Origin of the sequence: Sphingobium sp. B2D3C, from assembly GCF_025961835.1 — a bacterium.
Taxonomy (GTDB): Bacteria; Pseudomonadota; Alphaproteobacteria; order Sphingomonadales; family Sphingomonadaceae; genus Sphingobium.
This window is the reverse complement of record NZ_JAOQOK010000001.1, coordinates 833,113-851,468: the sequence shown is the minus strand read 5'-3', so window position 1 is coordinate 851,468 and position 18,356 is coordinate 833,113. Positions and strand designations below refer to the sequence as shown.

Below are 18,356 nucleotides of genomic sequence, written 5' to 3'. Positions count from 1 at the left end.
AGGCCGCTGGTCTCGCAGCCTTGGCTGCGTCGCTCGATCAGTCCTTTTCGGATGCCGTCAACGTCATCCTGAATACGCCCGGCCGTGTTGTCGTCGCAGGCGTCGGTAAGTCCGGGCATATTGCCCGCAAGATCGCAGCAACCTTTGCTGCGACCGGTACATCCTCCTTCTTTCTTCACGCCGGGGAAGCAGCCCATGGTGACCTGGGGATGCTGAGTCAGGGCGATGTGCTGATCATTCTCTCCAACAGCGGCTTTTCACCGGAATTGCGCCCGCTGCTCACTTATGCCGGGCGGCGGGGCGTGCAGGTGATCGGTATCGTCTCGCGGCGTCATTCGCCGCTGGGCGTCGCGGCCGATATCGTCCTGCAACTGCCCAACGCGCCAGAGGCCTGTCCCGTACGGATTGCACCGACGACCTCCACCACGATGATGTTGGCGCTTGGCGACGCGCTGGCCATGGCGGCCATGGAACGTCGCGGCCTCACGCGGACCGATATTGCCCAATGGCATCCCGGCGGGGACATCGGCTCACGCCTCGCGCCGATCGAAGAAGTGATCAACGTCAACGACCCGCTTCCCCTGGTCCGCTGGGACGCGCCGATGCGCGACGTGGTTTTCGAGATGACAAGCGGCGGTAAGGGCGTGGCGGGCGTCGTGTCCGATGATGGCTCGTTGGTCGGCATCATCACCGATGGCGATTTGCGCCGCGCCTTCGACCATGTGCTTACCGCCCGTGCGGCCGATATCATGACCAGCGCCCCCATCACTGTGCCCGTGGGCACGCTGGTGGAAGAAGTTCTCACCCTCATGAACGATGCCAAGATCACGGTGCTGTTCGTCACGGCGCAGGATGACCGCGCAAAGCCCGTGGGCATCGCGCATATTCACGATCTCGCGCCCTGAGCGGGTGCGCCATGATCGCCGGTCAACGTCACGCCCAGATTGACCGCGAGGCTGATGGAACCCGGCTTGCATTCGGCCAGAGATTAGGCGACGGGAAGCCGCATGAGTGAGCGCCCTGCCCTGGCTAACGCCCGGACCGTCATCATTATCCCGACACGCTATGGATCGAGCCGTTATCCCGGCAAACCGCTGGCGCCCATCATGGGCCCTGATGGCATCACGAAGACGCTCATCGGGTGGAGCCATGACGGCGCGCTTGCCGTCTCGCGAGACGCAGCTGTCGTCGTCGCGACGGACGACAAGCGGATCACCGATGAAGTCGACGGATTTGGCGGCCAGTGGCTGATGACGCCGGAAAGCTGCGGCAATGGCACCGAGCGCGTGGCAGCCTGCCTCGACGCGCTGCCCAATGCGCAACTCCTCGTCAACTTCCAGGGCGATGCGCTGCTCACCCCGCCGGCTTTCGTCACTGCCCTGATCGACCATATGAACGCCAATTCGGAGGCGCAGGTCGCGACCGTCGCGGTGCGTTGCTCAGCCGAAACCTATCGCCACCTTGCCGAGGATGCCGCGCAAGGACGGGTCGGCGGCACCACCGTCGTGGTCAACGACCGTTCCGAAGCGCTGTACTTTTCCAAGCGCATCCTCCCCTATCTGCCGGACGGCCGCATGCCGGACGAAGACATGCCCGTCCTGCTCCATCTTGGCCTCTACGCCTATCGCCGCGCCGCGCTGGAGCGCTATGTCGCGCTGGGGCCGACGATGCTGGAGGCAGTCGAGGGCCTCGAACAGTTGCGCTTCCTGGTCGCGGGCATACCGGTCTCGGTCGTCACGCTTGAGGAACAAGGCTATCCCATCGTAGAGGTGAACAACCCCAGCGACGTTCCGCTGGTCGAAGGGATTCTCAGCGCGCGCGCCTTGCCCTAGGTGAGGATCGTGCGCGAGACAGAGGATCGCCCCTGCACGCTGCGCCAAAGCTTGGGCTGGCGCGCACGGCAGACCGTCGTGCTGCTAGCTTTGCTGGGGATGACGCCGGGCTGTGCGTCTTTGTCTCGCGACGTCCTCTATTCTCCCCATAACAAAGCCGGCGTGACCCAATGGGACGGCGCGCCACCCCAGACCATCAGCGTCACCACGACGGATCATCTCGCACTCACCGGCTATTACTGGCCGGGCGCGCCGGGCGACCCCGACATCTTCGTCATGTTCCACGGCCGCAACTGGAATGCGGAAATGAATGCGAATGCTGCCCAGCATCTGGCCGGGGCAGGCAATGCGGTTCTGGCTGCGTCTTACCGCGGCTTTGGAACCAATCCGGGTCGACCGAGTGAGGACGGCCTGCTGACCGATGCGAGCGCGTTCATCGCAAAAGCGAGGGATCTGGCCGGGCCCGGCGCGCGTCTCTGGTTGATCGGCCATTCGCTCGGCTCTTCCGTGGCGCTTCATGCCGCAGCGAGAGAACCGGATATCGCTGGCGTGATCGCCATGAGCGCTTTCGTTCGCATCGCCGCCGCCGCGCCAAAGATCAGCCGCGCCTTCATCCCGGATCGATGGGACAATTGGGAGGCGTTGAAGGCGATCAAGGTCCCGGTGTTGTTCGTCCAAGGCGATCTCGACCGCCTCGTTCCGAAGGCCAGCGCCGATACGCTGTTTGCGGCTTATTCCGGCCCCTCCAGTCTGGTCACAGGGGTGGCCTCCCGTCATAATCCCAATATGGCCCTCCTGTCGCCCTGGCTGAACCGCGTGATCGAAGCGATGCGTGCCGATCCCCACGCCGCCGTGCCCAAGCCGCCGACGGGCTGGCTGGAGAAAGTGCATCGCCCATGACGCTCGCCGCACAGACGATCCTCGCCGTTCCTCCTTTTCCCGGCGGAAAACCCTATCCGGTCGTCCTCAGCGCTGCGGGGGGCGAGAGCCATGTCCGCTCCGCAACCGCGGAGCAAATCCTCGCGGCCCTGCGACAATATCGCGTCGGTGGTCCGTTCTGGGCGCCGGACGATCCTTGGACAATCGCACAAGAAAGCGTGTCCGGGTCCGCCGACGATCCGCTGATGCTGCTCAGCGCCATCGCAGGCAAGCGCGTTTGCCTTAACGGTGAAGGCGCGTTCGCTGCGCTTGCCGACCGTGCGCCCGACGCCCCCGAGACTGAGGCCATCATCGCCGCTTTGGTTGAGCGGCATCTGGTGCAGGACGTCGCCTACGCAGACCCGTTCACCGGCCAGCTCGCCAGCGCATTCGATTTGATCGAAACGCTGGCGAGCTGGCGGCGCTTGATCGACGCCAACCGCCCGATCGCGGCGGCATTCGGTTTCGCGCACTGGAAGCGCGATACGGTGGACCCCTTGCTCTGGGCCGGCGGCGCCGTCCCGTTCCGTCCTGCCAATCCCGCTGCTTTGCGCGACCTCAAGCCCAGCGACGCCATTGCCGTGTGGAAGGCGCGCGTTCCCCCTGCCCTGCTGGCGGAGATCGAGGCGGGTCCCTGGCCGGTGATGGAAGTGGAGGATGGCTTCATCCGCTCGGCCGGGCTCGGCGCGGACTGTGTGCCCCCCCTTTCCATCATTGTCGATGATCTGGGCGTCCACTACGACCCCACCCGTCCCAACCGGCTGGAGGAGATGCTGGCGCAAGGCACACCCTCCCCCGACATGCTGGCCCGCGCGCGCCGTCTGCGCGAATGGCTGGTGCGGGAGGGCGTTAGCAAATATGGCATCGGCCGCGCAGCCACTTTGCCGCGCCGGGGCGGCCAGAAGCGCCATCTACTCGTGGTCGGCCAGGTCGAGGATGATCGGTCCGTCCAGTTCGGCGGCGGGGCGGTCCAGTCCAACCTCGAACTGCTCCGCCGCGTTCGCGCAGGCGCGCCGGATGCGTGGATCGTCTATCGACCGCATCCGGATATTGAAGCGGGCCATCGGCGCGGCGCCATCCCGACGAATATCGCGCTGGATCTGGCGAACGAAATCGACCCCGGCAGCCCGATCAGCGCATTGATCGCCATGGCGGACGAGGTGCACGTCATCACTTCTCTCGCCGGGTTCGAAGCGCTGTTGCACGGGACACCGGTGACGACGCACGGCATGCCCTTCTTTGCGGGCTGGGGACTCACCAATGATCTCGGCCCATCCCTGCCGCGTCGAAACAGGGCCTTAACGCTAGATGCGTTAACAGCCCATGTGCTTATTCAATATCCGCGCTATCTGGACCCCGTAACCAATTTGCCATGCACGGCAGAAATACTTGTCATGCGTCTCATTTCTGGTGTTCAGCGTCAAAATGTTGCGCTAGTCCCGCTCAGAAAGTTGGTTGGTTTGGCTAGACGGGCCATCGCGCACATGTTGGGAAACAGATGAAATTCCAGCCCATAGCGCATCGGAACTTCCTGTTCCTGCAGGGGCCGCCGGGGCCCTTCTTCTGGCAATTGGCCGAACGACTTCGCACTCTCGAATGCGGTATTTTTCGCATCAATCTGAATGGCGGCGATCTCGCCGATTGGCCCGGCGAGGCCACCAATTATCGCGGAAGCCGGAAGCGGTGGACCCTGTTCATTGATCGCTTCCTGAGCGACAATGCCATCACCGACATCATTCTGTTCGGCGATTGCCGCCCTCTGCACATGGCTGCCCATCGCATGGCGCAGCTTCGCAAGATCGACGTGCATGTCTTTGAAGAAGGCTATATTCGTCCGGACTGGCTGACCCTTGAGCCGAGCGGCGTGAACGGCAACAGCTCGCTGCCGCGAGACCCGGAATGGTATCTGCAAGCGGCGCACAACCTGCCCCCGTTGCCGCAGCGCCCGGTCATCACCGCCAGCTTCAACCGCCGCGCGCGCGATGCCTGGCGCTATTACTCACGCACCTGGTTTGGGCGGCCGCTCTATCCTTTCTATCAGTCGCACCGAACCGGGTCCCTGATGATGGAGGGCTTTGGCTGGCTCTATAAATTCGCGCGGGAAAAGGCAGATGCTCGCCGCGCCGAGGAGACCCTCGCGCGGCTGCCTGAGGCGCCCTATTTCCTCTTCCCGTTGCAACTCTCCACCGATTTCCAAATTCGCGAGCATTCGCCGTTCGCGGACATGAAGGAAGCGCTGGATTACGTGCTTTACAGCTTCGCTCGCCGCGCGCCCAAGCATGTCCGCCTGCTCATCAAGGAGCATCCGCTCGATTGCAGCTTCATGAGCTGGCGCAATCATATCATGAGCCAGGCCCGCAAGGCCGGCATCGAAGATCGCATCTTGCACATTGCGGGGGGCGTCCTTGAGGAACTGACGGCGGATACCCTGGGCATGGTGACGATCAACAGCACCTCAGCCACGCTGGCCCTCGCCGCCGGCGTTCCTACCATGGCGCTGGGCAAGGCGATCTACAACATACCGCAAATCACCCACCAGGGTCGGCTCGACGACTTCTGGATGCGCCCGCAAGCGCCCGATCCGGACGTCTACGAGTCATTCCGACGCGTGTTGCACGATCGCTGCCTTGTCTATGGCGGGCTGGCGAGCGAGACGGCGACGAATACATTGGTGACGTCCGTCGTGGAGCGGCTGGTTAGCAGTCGAACCGGCCAGTGGCAGCTTGCGAGCGTTGCCACTTACGGCTGAGCAGCTAACTCCTCCAACCAGGGATCGAGCTTGGCGAAATGATCCGCCCAGGTTGGCGGCTGCCATCCAGCAAGACGCTTTAGCTGTTCTGCACGTCGAATGCTGTCGGGCTGCGCAAAATCCTCAATCAACTGAGACCAGCCCAGACCATCGATTGGACTGAGGTAATCAGGAATGTCGCCCGCAAGCTCACGAAAGACCCCAAGATTACTGGCTATGACCGGCGTCCCGCTGGCCAGCGCTTCCACGAGCGGAAGACCATATCCTTCGACGAAAGATGGAAAGAGCAGCGCTCGCGCCCCGCACATATGGGCTTGGAGCTCCGCATCGTCACAGCGTGACAGCTCGATAACGTGCCCACGCAGCGCCGCGCTGCGCTCCAACATATCGACCGCCTGCTCACTTTCCCAGCCGCGCTGGCCAATGATAACGAGTTGCGGGCATGCTGCCCCCAAACGCCGAGCCATCTCTGCCCATATCGTAAGAATAAAGAGGTGATTCTTCCGTCCTTCAATCGTGCCGAGCATGACAAAATAGGGCCGCACCGGCAAAGTCGTATCGGGTCTCGGAGCTTGCTGTCTATCAGAGAAATCCGCCCCTAAAGGGGCCAGAAGCGTCGGCGGCATTTCCAACGACCCCTGGTAACTGGCAAAAATTTTCAACTCATCAAGCGTATCGCGGCTGTTTCCGATGATGCCAGTTCCATTGCGCAATAACGCAGTGATGCGGTGACGATGCTTCTCTAATTCTCTCGGACGACAATATTCGGGGTGAGTTATCGGAATGAGATCATGCACAAAATAGATTGGTCTCACGCCCGATTTCTGAACCCAAGCCTCATGGCTCACCTTATCGAGGCCCGTGTGACCGACATTCAGATAAATGGCTCCCGTGAGGTCACGCCGCCGCACCCGACCTCTCAAAAGCTCCCGCACGCCCCGCCAAACGAGGGAGGGCAATCGGTGGCCACCACCACCTTTATGGGATGAAAGTAAGACCTCGAACAATTCTCGGGAACATTCAAGGGGATAAACCGCTGTCACCTTCCCGAACTGAATGACTGCATGGGCGCGACCGCGATAATGAGAAATATACGCAAGACATGTTCGATCAATACCTGTCGGCAACAACCCTCTTTTCATGCGCCAAATCAAACGAGATACATCTATAAGCATAGATTTTAACTTCATAGAATTAATATAAATATTCAATGCCACTATATTTAAGGATAATATATTAGGATCATCGTCTATTTTATTTTCCCTGCATCTTTCAAATAAAGAAGGTTGGGGGCGACCCAATCGCCGTTAGTCCATTATCGCTTCTGATGCCATTGCCGAGCGCAACCAATTTGAACAGAAACTGAGTTTCACTTTGACGGGAAACCATGCGGGACACCCTCTTCGTGTGCTGGTGCAGCAGAGTTGGCAGCGCCGCGCGACGGCCTGACACCGCCGATGTTCCTAGCGAGAATGACCGTCGAAAGCATTGCTATTCGGTTATTGCTGGATTGCCTTCCGCCAGACCCATCAGTTTGCACCACGTCAGCCCGGCGAAAAAGCACAGACTCGACACATCATAGGCGCAGCCCCCTCCGAAAAAAACAAGCACCGACCGCGACGAAAGCGCACCTTGTCATTGCAAGCTATGTCGGCCAAGACGCTCGCGAAACGAGAGAGAACGCCGAATGTCTTACATCCTACCGGCAGAGTGGACCGCGCAGGAACTGCTTTGGATTGGCTGTCCCGGCGACCCGTCGGAATGGCCCTCAGCGCGTTCGGATGCCCAGTTCCAGGCAGCAGAATTTGCAAATGCGGTCTCCAGCCAGGGCCAGCGCGTTGCACTTCTCGCGCGTACTGAGCCAGATGCCCTCTACGCCCGCACCCTGGCCTCCCCCGCCGTAGAGGTCCACCACGAACCCTTCGGCGACATCTGGCTGCGCGACACCGGCCCGATCGGCCTCGTCGGCGCGAATGGCTCACGCGCCCTTGTCGATTTCGATTTCAACGGCTGGGGCGGCAAGTTCCAGATGCCGGGCGATGAGGACATTGGGGCGCGTCTTGCCGCTACGACCGGCCTGCCCTGCCGTCACGTCCCCATCATCCTGGAAGGCGGCGCGCTCGATACGGATGGCACCGGGCTCTTCGTGACGACCGAGCAATGTCTGCTCAACCCCAATCGCAATCCCACGCTGGATCGCAAGCAGATCGAGACGATCCTGGCCGGCACCCTTGGCCTGTCGTCCATGCTCTGGCTGGGCGATGGCTTGCTGAACGATCACACGGATGGACATGTCGACAATCTCGCCCGTTTCGTGGCGCCGGGGGTTCTCGTGGTGCCGCAGGCCAGCACCGAGGATGATCCCAACACCGCGATCTATGCCGATGCCACGGCTCGCGCCCGCGCCTATGGGCTGGAGGTCGCCACGATGCCGTCGGTCGGCCGATACGAGATTGACGGGCACATCGTGCCAGCGAGCTACATGAACTTCTGCATCACCAACGGCGCCGTCATCGTGCCGCAATATGGCGCGGCCAATGATCAGGCCGCGCTGGATGCGCTCGCGCCATTCTTTCCGGGCCGGGCTATTGTCGGCCTGCCGTCCGATGCCATATTGCGCGGCGGCGGCAGCTTCCATTGCATGAGCATGCATCTGCCGGCCGCCGTCTGACCCCTTCCGCCGCAGGATCACGCCATGTCTCATCTCACGGTCGCCGCGCTTCAGCTCGCCTTTTCGGACGATGAGGCCGCCAATATCGCGCTGGTGGAGGATCATGTCGCCAAGGCCGCAGCGCGCGGTGCCAAGATCATTCTACCGCCCGAACTGTTCGAGGGCCTGTATTTTTGCACGGTCGAGGATGAGGCTTTGTTTGCCCGCGCCCGCCCGCTCACCGAGCATCCTGCCGTGCTGGCGATGCAGAAGCTGGCCAAGACGCAGGGCGTCTACATCCCCACCAGCTTCTTCGAGCGGGATGGCCAGCACCATTATAACAGCCTCGCGATGATCGACGATCAGGGCGAGATCATGGGCGTCTACCGCAAGAGCCATATCCCGGACGGGCCGGGCTATGAGGAGAAATATTATTTCCGTCCCGGCAACACCGGCTTCAAGGTGTGGGAAACGAAATATGGCACCATCGGCGTCGGCATCTGCTGGGACCAATGGTATCCGGAAACGGCCCGCGCCATGGCGCTAATGGGTGCGGAACTGCTTTTTTACCCCACCGCGATCGGCTCTGAGCCTTATGATGGCGATCTGAATACAAGCCGCATGTGGCGGCGGGCGATGCAGGGCCATGCCGTCTCCAACTGCATGCCGGTCATCGCGGCCAATCGCATCGGCAGCGAGCAGATGGCTGGCGCCACCGGCGAACAAAGCTTCTACGGCCACAGCTTCATCGCGGACGAATGGGGCGATCTGGTGGCCGAGGCGGAAGACTGGCAGACCGGCGCGCTTATCGCCACGCTCGATCTCGACCGTGCCCGCAAGCACCGCGCCGGCATGGGCTTTTTTCGTGATCGCAGGCCCGAGCTTTATGGACGGCTGGCGCAGGATGTGTAACCATCGCTGCATAAGGAGATGTGTATGACCGTGGCTCGCCTCTACATCATTCCCGCCGCAGACGGCAAAAGCGCCGAGATGGAAGCGGCCCTCATCGCCCTCTCAGGCACGGTGAAGGCTGCCGATGGCTGTGAAGGCGTCGAACTGATGCGGGACCTGGGCAACGAGCACCGCTTCATCTTCATCGAGAAATGGGCCAGCGAAGAGCATCATGCCAAGTCGCTCGCCTCGCTACCGGAAGGCGCCCTGGATGGCGTGCAGGCTGCCGCCGGCGGCCCGCCGGATGGCGCTTATTACGACTATCTGCTGCGATAAACCCGGCGAGCGCGGCGGTGGCTTTCAGTCCCTCGCGTTCACCAGCCTCTTGAGCCGGGCCTTCAGCTTGGCGAGATAAGGCCGGTCAGCAATGTCTGCTGCATGCAATCGGCTTTGCTTGCGCGCGATCATTACACAACAGCCGCCACGTTGCGAAAGGCCAGCCGCGCACACGGTTAGCCGCCCCAGCGTTCGTCCAACCAGCGCAATGGCAGAGAGATAAACGTGCCGATCATCGCGTTGCCTAAAGGCCATCCCTTAACACCAGCGCACGCTCGAACACCGCCTCGAACATCTCCGCCGTCAGCCGCCCGGTGTTTGTATTGTAGCGCGAGCAGTGGTAGCTATCGATTAGCATGCGCCCATCGGGCATCCGGTGCTCGGCGAGATGCGCGAAGCGGGCCTTGGGCAGCCGTCCACCCAGCACTTTCACCGCGGATTGATGCGCGATCTGCCCGAGCGCGATGAAGATGCGCGCCTTGGGCAGCAACGCGACCTCCGCATCCAGAAACGGACGGCACGTGCGGATTTCCTCGGGGGTCGGCTTGTTCTGTGGCGGCAGGCATTTCACGCTGGCGAGGATCGCGCAATCCACCAACTCAAGGCCATCATCCACGCGCGCCTCATATGTGCCACGCGAAAGGCCGAATTTGTCCAGCGTGGCGAACAGGAGGTCGCCCGCATAATCGCCGGTGAACGGCCTCCCCGTGCGGTTGGAGCCATGTTTGCCGGGCGCCAGACCCACCAGAACAATGCGCGCATCCGGATCGCCAAAGGCGGGGATTGGACTGTTCCACCAGTCCGGATGCTCGATGCGACAGGCTTGCCGAAAGGCGACCAGACGCGGACACAAGGCACAATCGCGCGCCGGTTCGGCGCCGGGCACGGGGCTTATAACAGGTCTGGTCATGGACATGCCCTGCGGATAGGCCCTGGCGGATGAACAAGGCAAGCATCCACCCTCTGGCGCGCGACCATCGGTCGCCGGGAACCGGCGAGCAGATCTACGCTGTCGGCATCGGCGCCAATCGTCCGATGGCGGGGATGCGCCCGCGCGACATCGTGCGCGCCGCCTTCGATGCCCTCGACCTCGCGCCCCTCCGCCTTGTGCGAGCCTCCCCCATCATCGACTCGCGCCCCCTGGGCCCATCCGCGCGCACTTACGCTAATGCGGCAGTCATTGTGAGCACGACGCTGCCACCGCTGGCGATGCTCGACCAGCTTCAGGCCATCGAGCGCACCTTCCATCGCCGCCGCTACCGCCGCTGGGGCCCGCGCACGCTGGACCTCGACCTGTTGCTATGGTCGGGCGGCAACGTGCGCAGCAAACGTCTAACCGTACCGCATCCAGCCATCGCAGACCGTGCCTTCGTCCTCGAACCGCTGTGCGCGATCGCTCCGAATGCAGAAGATCCTGTGTCCGGCCTCACCATCCACCATCTGGCCTCCCGCCTGCGCAAGCCCAAGCCAGCCAGATGATCGCGGCTGTAAAAGCCGCCAAGCCGGTTGACCGCCAGAGCCCGCACCTTTAGGGGATCGCAACACCCGCGTGGGGGCCCTTAGCTCAGTCGGTAGAGCAACTGACTTTTAATCAGTAGGTCGCTGGTTCGAACCCAGCAGGGCTCACCATATTCCGCCGGTATCACCACGCCACTCATGCATTTTCCTACCCTTGGAATTGAATTGGCGGATTTCTGCGGGGTGGTTTCTGCAAATTTCGAGCGACCTTGGCTTCCAGGCGAGCGCTAGAAGCCGTCCCAGCGGAGCGAAACACGTCGCTAGTGCGTCAGATCTAAACACCTGACGCTCGATCTTAACGTGTCTGCGACAACTGACCAAAGCCGGTTGTCCAGGTTGACGGAAGCCAACGCCTGCTCCAGACAATAGTCATTTGAGTATCTGCAGCGCGTCCAGCGGGACTCGCTCTCAGCTCGGACGTTCGAGAGCGAATTCACGCTTCAGAATAGTAACTATTCATCCAGTGTCCCCTGCGAAGGGCGACGAGCTGCCAACGCGCCTAGAATGTCGAGCGGTAGCGCGACCGCAGCAGTCGAAGCGCCGCTGTCACGCGGGTGCTGTCAGGAGGCGCCGGAGCGCCCCGGCTCGGCACCATTGCATCGACGGCGGCACGAACTGCGGATTGATCGCGTTCAGTGACGTATGCAACGGATGAACTGGCGCTGGTTTAGGTCTGAATCCACGGCAGCCTCACGGACCGCCAATCCGCCTTCGCCCGGCCCCTACATTGGCGAAAGCGCCTGTTCAATAAGACACCGCGACGAACTCTAACCTAGACAGCTGCTCAAAATTTATTGAAAGGGAACGAATATTTCCGTCGGGCCCGGGCTCGACCTCGGGGGGGGCTTTAATGAAAAATCTGGCTGGGCGCTCGCGCCGCTTGCTGCGCGCACCGCTGTGCTTCGGTGTCAGTTGCATAGCGATAGTAGCGTCTTCTGAGGTGGCGGCACAGTGCCTGCCAGATCCCACGACGGCAAATGAGGTCACCGCCTGCACTGGCCCCGACAATAACGGCCTAACGGTGACGACGAGCGATACGACCGTGGTGGTTGGCCAGGGCGCCACAGTAAGCAATAGCGCCGGCCCTGCTATTGCCATCGACATACCTAATGGCGACTTGCCTCGACTAACATCAATCATTTCCATCGCCGGGGCTGCGATGGGCAATGCAAATCCTGGCATCTTGCTAATGAGCGGTACACGCGGTCGCTGGAGCGCCCCATCCACCAATCTGGCGTTGACAGTGGCAGTCGATGGACAATTGTCCGGCGCGACAGCACTTTCCCTTGCGCACAGCGCCGGAAATACCGATGCGCGCCTCTACGTTTCAATAGATAATGCGGGCACAATCCAAGGAACGAGTGGCGTCTCACTACAAGGCAATCTCGCCTCCACGGTTAACGGGTACACGACTCCTTATAGCGGTTTTAATGTTGTCATAAACCGCGAGACAGGCATGATAATCGGTACGATCGCCGGGCCGGTCGCATCGCTCGACAATGCCGGAGTGATCAATGGCGGTAACGCCAGCGCTTTTTCGGCAGGAGAAGCCACCACGTTGTCATTCCCCCTGACCTACGGGACCTGGCGGAACACTGGGACGATCAAATCCAACTCGACCGAAGCAACGATCCGGAGCTTCACTATCGAGAAATTGACCAATAGCGGCAGTATTGTGAACGATGGGAACGGCAGCGCCCTCACGCCTTCCTATGCTTTTATCGACAATCAGGCCGGCGGTCTTATCAAGTCGGCGGGTGCAATCGCGATTCAAAGCTCGAGTGGCATACAGTTATCGAATGCCGGTACGATCATCGGCAATGTCATAACCGGCCCTGCAAATTCCATGGTAGATTCAACCCTGGGTACTATCCAAGGGAGCATTTATTTCGGAGCCGGTTATAATACTCTGTATGTTCGTTACAGCGGTCAATCGACGCCGATAACAGGCGTCACCGGCCCCATTTCTACAGGTACCGGCAACAACACCCAACTGCTGCGGGTAGACGCTGATACCTCAATCACCACCGGGCTCGCTCTTCTGCCCGGCTTTCAGCGCTATGGGGCCTTGATCGACAAGGACCGCACTCTAACGCTTGAACAAGGATATAGCGCGCCGGCGAGTATTTTCGTCACGGGAGCTGGCACGCTGCTCAATCGATCCTTTATGGTCTTGTCGGACAAAGCATTCGAACTCGATAGTGTTTCCGCACCCAATGCTCCGCGCCTCATCAATGAAGGCGAAATCCGCACCACCGGTTCAGGTTTCTGGGCGATCGATGCACAATATGGTTCTTCCGTTACGAATTCGGGCATAATCGATGCTGCCGGAAATGGCGTACAGATATTTCAGGGCGGATTGCAGAACAGCGGAACGATAGTGGCGGTGAGAAACGCTGTCGCGATCAGCGGCTCCGGAATGATTAACAGCGGAACGATCCGATCGATTGGAGACACCGCGGTCCAACTGCGCGGCAGTGCCGGCATCAACTCTACAAATACGGGTCTCATTGAAGGCGCGACGGCCGGCGTTGTGTTGGGGACTTATCTAACAAATCAGGGAACGATCCGCGCAACCGACAGTGCCGGTGTCGCGATACAACTCACCGCTTATGGAGCCCTCATTAACGAAGTGGGCGGCGTGGTCGGCACGGTCGGCGGCAAGGCCATCACAGCGTCGGTTTTTAACGAAACCGTCATCAACGCAGGCACGATTAATGGCTCGGTCGAATTCAGTGAAAGCGGTGGAGGACGTTATATCTCGCGCTCGGGCGGCATTCTCAACGGGGACCTCGTCCTTGGTTCCGCGGCCACCTTCATGACGGATCTGTCGAACAACGGCGCTGGCCTGTTCTCTGGTGTTAATGGCACAGTATCAGCATCGGAAGGAGCACGACTGCGGTATCGCGTGAGCGGCACAGCATCGACCGACGCCGGTGCGATCGGCCCATTTGCCAGCAGCGAGTTCGAACTCGTCGACGGCTCCGCGCTGACGTTGACATCAGCGAACCCGTTGACGAAAACCTTGGTTCTGGCGGGTAAAGGCAGTGTGGAGCTTCTAGCCGACTTGACGATTTCTACTCCTTCGTCCGGGTTTGCGGCGTTACGCACGGATCAGGCCATAGATGGGTTCATGGCAGGCGGTTATGTAGGTCCAGCCAGTGAACTCGACATCATTAGTCGCGGCTTGATCGATGTTACGCGCAGTTTGAACGATACCTCCCTAGGCGCAGTTGTCGCAGTCGGCATGTACGACCGCTTCGTAAATGCAGGAACAATCAACGTCACCAATCTACAAAGTTATCCTTTATTGACTGCCATTGTTGGTGGCGACGTGACCAACGACGGGACGATCAATCTGAATGGCGCTGCGGGGATGTCGGGCGGCTCATTGACAAACAATGGTGTCATTCAGCAAGTTTTCGGCGGCGCAAACGCGCGCGGTGTTCTTGTCGCTCAGCAGTTCGTGAATAATGGGTCCATCCAAGTCGGTGGAGACGCGGTATCGCTGGGCTCCGGGTCGCTCATCAATGCCGGTCTGATTGACAGCAGCGGCGGTATCGCGGTGGTGAATGAATATGCCCAAGGCTCGATCATTAATCGGGCAGGCGGCATCATTTCCAGCGGCATCGGCAATGCAATCCAAGGGAATTTGACCTCCTTCATCAACGAAGGGTCCGTGCTTGGCAATGTGGATATGGGTCGGCAAAACGCAAATCTGCGCGCCTACGACAGCGCTGCTTACATTGCTGCCGGTGGAACGATTTCGGGTGACCTTCGATTCGGCGATGGCGCAGATTTGTTCATGCAGATCGATGCCGCGAACGGTGTGTCCGGCGTTATAGATGGTGGCGGGGGACGAGACATCTATGGTGTTGTTCGCGCCATCAGCGGTGCCTTTGCTTTGACTGCGCCTCCTGCGCTGAACTTTGAAGACTGGCTGGTCAAAGTTGACGGTGAATCGACGACCATTACCCTGACTAGCCCGAATTCCTTCGATGACAATGTGTACATGATCGGCGATGGCGCCGCAGTGAATGAAGCGGCAGTGAATGGATCGCTCTCTACCATGCTTCGTTACCCAGATACCATTTCTGCAAGTGAGACCAGATTGGGGTCTCTGCTCAACAAAGGTCTCATCGCCGGAGGGGTCGTCGGCGATATCGCAACGTTCAGCAATGAAGGCACGATCGGTAAGGCGGCGCTAACTTCGCCAGCGCTATCGCTCACGCGCTCCGATGCGCTTACAGTCGCCAACAGCGGAACGATCGTCTCAAACAGCGCGAATAGTCCCCTTGGCCAGCGGAATCTTGCTGCAACTATCAGCGGCACAGACACAATCGACATTACCAACAGCGGCCTGATCGACGGAGGCATGAGTGCCAAGTTGTGGACGGCCGACAATATCGCTTCAGGCTCAATTCAACTCATCAACAGTGGACAGATTACTGCCAATGGCGGTGGGTTTTTAGCCAATGCGCTGGATGTGGGCACCTTCACCCTTGGAAGTCAGGATGACATCAGTATCTCAAACAGCGGTATAATTGCCGCGCAAACTGCTGCGGGAACTGCCATAGCCATTCGGCTTACCGGCGCCTCGGCGACCGCCCGAGTGACCAATAGCAGCACCGGGCTCATTCAGGCGAGCGGGCAAGCTGCTGCCGGGATCGGCGGTGACGCGGCATTGGATTTGACCAACGACGGTGTGATCAATGCCGAGGCGCTAGTCGGATTGGGTCGCGCCATTACCATGTCGGGTGCCAACGACGATTATGTTCGAAACAATGGCATAATCACGGGAGCCATTTTGCTCGGCGACGGGAATGACGTGATCGAGAATCATGGTACCATTCATGGAAATATTCTTCTCGGCGCGGGCGATGATACGTTCCTACTTACAGATGGCGGAACGGTGAATGGAACAATCGATGGCGGTGAAGGTACCGACAGGCTATTGTTCGGAAATCAGGCTCAAACAGTTCTGACCGGAACAGTTATCGGTTTCGAGCGGCTCGCAGAGATCGGCACCCAGCCATTTGTAATTAGTGGAACGTTGGGCGCAACTGGCGACAACATGATGATCGAGGATAGCGGGGCGCACCAAGTCGTGGTTCAGGCTGGCGGCAAAATCGGCGGCACCGTCAATCTTAGCGAAGGGGATGACCATGTACTTCTGATGTCGGATGCGCAACTAACCGGAGAGGTGGTCGGCGGCGCTGGCTATGACATCGCGACGTTAGATCTGACAACAGATGTCGCGCTCAACGGCAATGCACTGCAGCAATTTGAGTTGCTTAACACGACTGGAGTTGGGGCTTTACGCTTCACACTCGGAGCGGCGCGCTTCGAGCAACTTAGCATGTCCGGTAAAGCTCTGCAGATTGACGCTGGTGCGTCCCTGTCCGTCGACAAGCTCATGATGGAGAACGCCCTCGCAAGGCTCACTATCGCAGGCGCTTTTGATGGGCGGATCGATCTTGGCGCGGGGGACAATGTGGTCCGCCTAACTGGGACTCAAAGCCTTTCCGGCACGCTTGATGCCGGGGCCGGTAACGACCGCCTTGAAATCGCGAGCAGCGGTACGGAAACTGCGCCCCTGTCACTTGGCAACACAGCCTTCGTCAATTTCGATATCCTTGAAATTCAATCAGGTGTTACGAGCTATGGCGGCGCGTCTAACTTTGGCACGATGACCATAAATGGCGGCCGTTTCATTGGCTTGGCTGGATCGCGACTGACGGTGCCGAATATCAGCGTCGCGCCAGGCGCCACGTTCGGATCGGCTGGAACCGTTGTCGGCAACCTCGATGTTGCAGGCACACTCAGCCCCGGTGCCTCCCCAGGTACGATGACCGTGAACGGCAACGTCAACTTGGTGGGTGGGTCAACCAGTCTCTTCGAAATTGATACCGGCGTCAGCGACTTATTGCTCATTTCCGGTAGCTTGACCATAGCGCCCAATGCTACGCTTCGATTGGACGGGGATCGTCCACTAACGCCCGGCGTCACGCTCGATTTGATCATAGCAGATGGTGGGATCAACGGTAGCTTCACTACGATAGATAAGGCCGGAACAGTACAGGGTTTCTTGCGCCAGTCGACCACGAAACTGTCGCTTCTTGGCACCTTCCTTAGCGACATCAGCTTCTCGCCACAGGTCAACACGTCAATCGATTACTTTAACAACGTTCTGGTATCGGGCGAGGCTAGTTCGGGTCTGATCGCTGCCGTGCCCCGCCTTTTGACATCGTCAGGATCCACTAATGACGGTGCGTTCAAGCAGATTTCAGCGGAGGCTTACGCGTCAGCTGAACAACTCGGCGTCGAGCACGCTCTAACGATTATCGAAGCCTCCCGCTCCCAGGGGATCTCTCCCTCAAGATCCGGCATTTTCACCTTCGGGCAAATTCTGAGCAATAACCGCCGATTCAGTCACGATCTCAGGCGCGGCATTGATGGGGCACGCCTTCAGACATGGGGTGGCCTTGCCGGCATCGGTATTAATTTGCGGCAGGGTTGGGCAGGCGTTTTTGCGGGTTATCTGACCGGGCATCAGAGAATAGCGGGATTAGCGGCCAACACAGAATCCAACGGTTTCATTGCTGGCCTTCAAGGAAGGTGGCAGGCTGGCGCCCTGAAGATTGGCGCGATTGCAGCTTACAGCGGAGGTCATGCGCGAACGGAGCGCACCCCGCTCGGAACTGCTCTGTCCGCTCGCTACACGCTGCGCAATTGGGTTGGGGATGTGCGAACTTCTTATGCTGTTCCGCTTGGCAATGCTTGGTCCCTGAGCCCATCCATCGGATTTTCTGGGGTGAGAACCCTTCGCGGCAGTCTAAGTGAGACTGGTAGCAGTCCATTTGCTCTTTCAGTCTTAAAGGCAGAGCGAACCCTCTTGCTCCTGAATGCTGATGTCATGCTCGAAGGAGGAAGAGCGGAAAGTGACAAAATCCATCCTTTCGCAGCCATTGGCATCCAACGCCGCCTAAAAGGCCGAAATAGTGCCGCAACGGCTCGCTACGAGGGCGTTGAGGCAAGCTATAGCATCCCTGGACTGGAGCGGCAGGAGATGATGGCGACGACCCGCGTTGGCTTAAGCTACGATGTAAGCCGACGGCTAAGCGCGTTTGCTACCTATGCTGGAGAAATGGGGGACGAAACCCGACACAATGGATCCGTTGGAATACGCCTCACAATGTAAAATTGAGGCGTCAAATATCGTACGCAAGCGGCGTCCGTTCATTCACAAAATGAACCAAGGGTTCAATTTAAAGTAAACGGGACATAGGCCTCTCGATCACGTTCAAGATCGATATCAATCGCCTGTACCGGGAAAGTGACACATTCGAGGTGGCGGTGCAGGGCCCGACCGCCCCCACCCAACCCTCGCCACAAAAAAAACGGCGACCTCTGAAAGGTCGCCGTTAAGGGGGTCCGCTGACCGGCGGGAGCCAGTCAGTGA

12 protein-coding genes and 1 tRNA gene are annotated in these 18,356 nt (G+C 59.7%); 11 read left to right on the top strand and 2 right to left on the bottom strand.

Annotated elements, in window-relative coordinates; translation table 11 throughout:
• Window positions 1-20: 20 nt before the first annotated feature.
• The 5 genes from M2339_RS03890 to M2339_RS03870 all read left to right on the top strand — a co-directional run bounded on the left by M2339_RS03890 (window position 21) and on the right by M2339_RS03870 (window position 5,499).
• Window positions 21-905 (top strand): KpsF/GutQ family sugar-phosphate isomerase, encoded by an 885-nt coding sequence (locus M2339_RS03890; RefSeq protein ID WP_319801013.1) that lies wholly within the window; start codon window positions 21-23, stop codon window positions 903-905.
• A gap of 102 nt (window positions 906-1,007) precedes the next feature.
• Window positions 1,008-1,832, top strand: coding sequence for a 3-deoxy-manno-octulosonate cytidylyltransferase (locus M2339_RS03885; RefSeq protein ID WP_264587439.1), 825 nt, complete (start codon window positions 1,008-1,010; stop codon window positions 1,830-1,832).
• Between the two features lie 9 nt (window positions 1,833-1,841).
• The gene (locus M2339_RS03880) at window positions 1,842-2,732 is read left to right on the top strand and encodes an alpha/beta hydrolase (protein WP_264587440.1); all 891 of its coding nucleotides are present in this window, start codon (window positions 1,842-1,844) and stop codon (window positions 2,730-2,732) included.
• The gene (locus M2339_RS03875; protein ID WP_264587441.1) at window positions 2,729-4,252 is read left to right on the top strand and encodes a hypothetical protein; all 1,524 of its coding nucleotides are present in this window, start codon (window positions 2,729-2,731) and stop codon (window positions 4,250-4,252) included. The genes M2339_RS03880 and M2339_RS03875 overlap by 4 nt, the downstream gene beginning before the upstream one ends.
• Window positions 4,249-5,499: a capsule biosynthesis protein gene (locus tag M2339_RS03870; protein ID WP_264587442.1), complete on the top strand. Its 1,251-nt coding sequence runs from the start codon at window positions 4,249-4,251 to the stop codon at window positions 5,497-5,499. The genes M2339_RS03875 and M2339_RS03870 overlap by 4 nt, the downstream gene beginning before the upstream one ends.
• Here M2339_RS03870 and M2339_RS03865 read toward each other — a convergent pair.
• Window positions 5,490-6,716, bottom strand: a complete 1,227-nt coding sequence (locus tag M2339_RS03865; RefSeq protein WP_264606157.1) for a glycosyltransferase family 4 protein — start codon at window positions 6,714-6,716, stop codon at window positions 5,490-5,492. The genes M2339_RS03870 and M2339_RS03865 overlap by 10 nt on opposite strands.
• A gap of 470 nt (window positions 6,717-7,186) precedes the next feature.
• On the opposite strand from M2339_RS03865, the gene M2339_RS03860 reads away from it, so the two are divergent.
• From M2339_RS03860 to M2339_RS03850, 3 genes are read left to right on the top strand one after another with little or no spacing between them, the layout of a single operon-like run.
• Window positions 7,187-8,170: an agmatine deiminase family protein gene (locus M2339_RS03860; protein WP_264587444.1), complete on the top strand. Its 984-nt coding sequence runs from the start codon at window positions 7,187-7,189 to the stop codon at window positions 8,168-8,170.
• Window positions 8,171-8,194: 24 nt separating this feature from the next.
• Complete coding sequence (aguB, locus tag M2339_RS03855; protein ID WP_264587445.1) at window positions 8,195-9,061, top strand: N-carbamoylputrescine amidase; 867 nt, start codon at window positions 8,195-8,197, stop codon at window positions 9,059-9,061.
• 24 nt (window positions 9,062-9,085) lie between these two features.
• Entirely contained in the window at window positions 9,086-9,376 is a 291-nt protein-coding gene (locus M2339_RS03850; RefSeq protein WP_264573133.1) for a putative quinol monooxygenase, read from the top strand.
• Window positions 9,377-9,620: 244 nt separating this feature from the next.
• On the opposite strand, the gene M2339_RS03845 is transcribed toward M2339_RS03850, so the two are convergent.
• Complete coding sequence (locus M2339_RS03845; protein WP_264587446.1) at window positions 9,621-10,292, bottom strand: uracil-DNA glycosylase; 672 nt, start codon at window positions 10,290-10,292, stop codon at window positions 9,621-9,623.
• Window positions 10,293-10,315: 23 nt separating this feature from the next.
• Between M2339_RS03845 and folK the strand changes: the two genes are divergently transcribed.
• The 3 genes from folK (at window position 10,316) to M2339_RS03830 (ending at window position 18,095) form a co-directional block, all read left to right on the top strand.
• Window positions 10,316-10,855 (top strand): 2-amino-4-hydroxy-6-hydroxymethyldihydropteridine diphosphokinase, encoded by a 540-nt coding sequence (gene folK / locus M2339_RS03840; protein ID WP_264587447.1) that lies wholly within the window; start codon window positions 10,316-10,318, stop codon window positions 10,853-10,855.
• Between the two features lie 74 nt (window positions 10,856-10,929).
• Window positions 10,930-11,005, top strand: a tRNA-Lys gene (locus M2339_RS03835).
• 739 nt (window positions 11,006-11,744) lie between these two features.
• Entirely contained in the window at window positions 11,745-18,095 is a 6,351-nt protein-coding gene (locus tag M2339_RS03830) for an autotransporter domain-containing protein (RefSeq protein WP_264587448.1), read from the top strand.
• Window positions 18,096-18,356 lie beyond the last annotated feature (261 nt).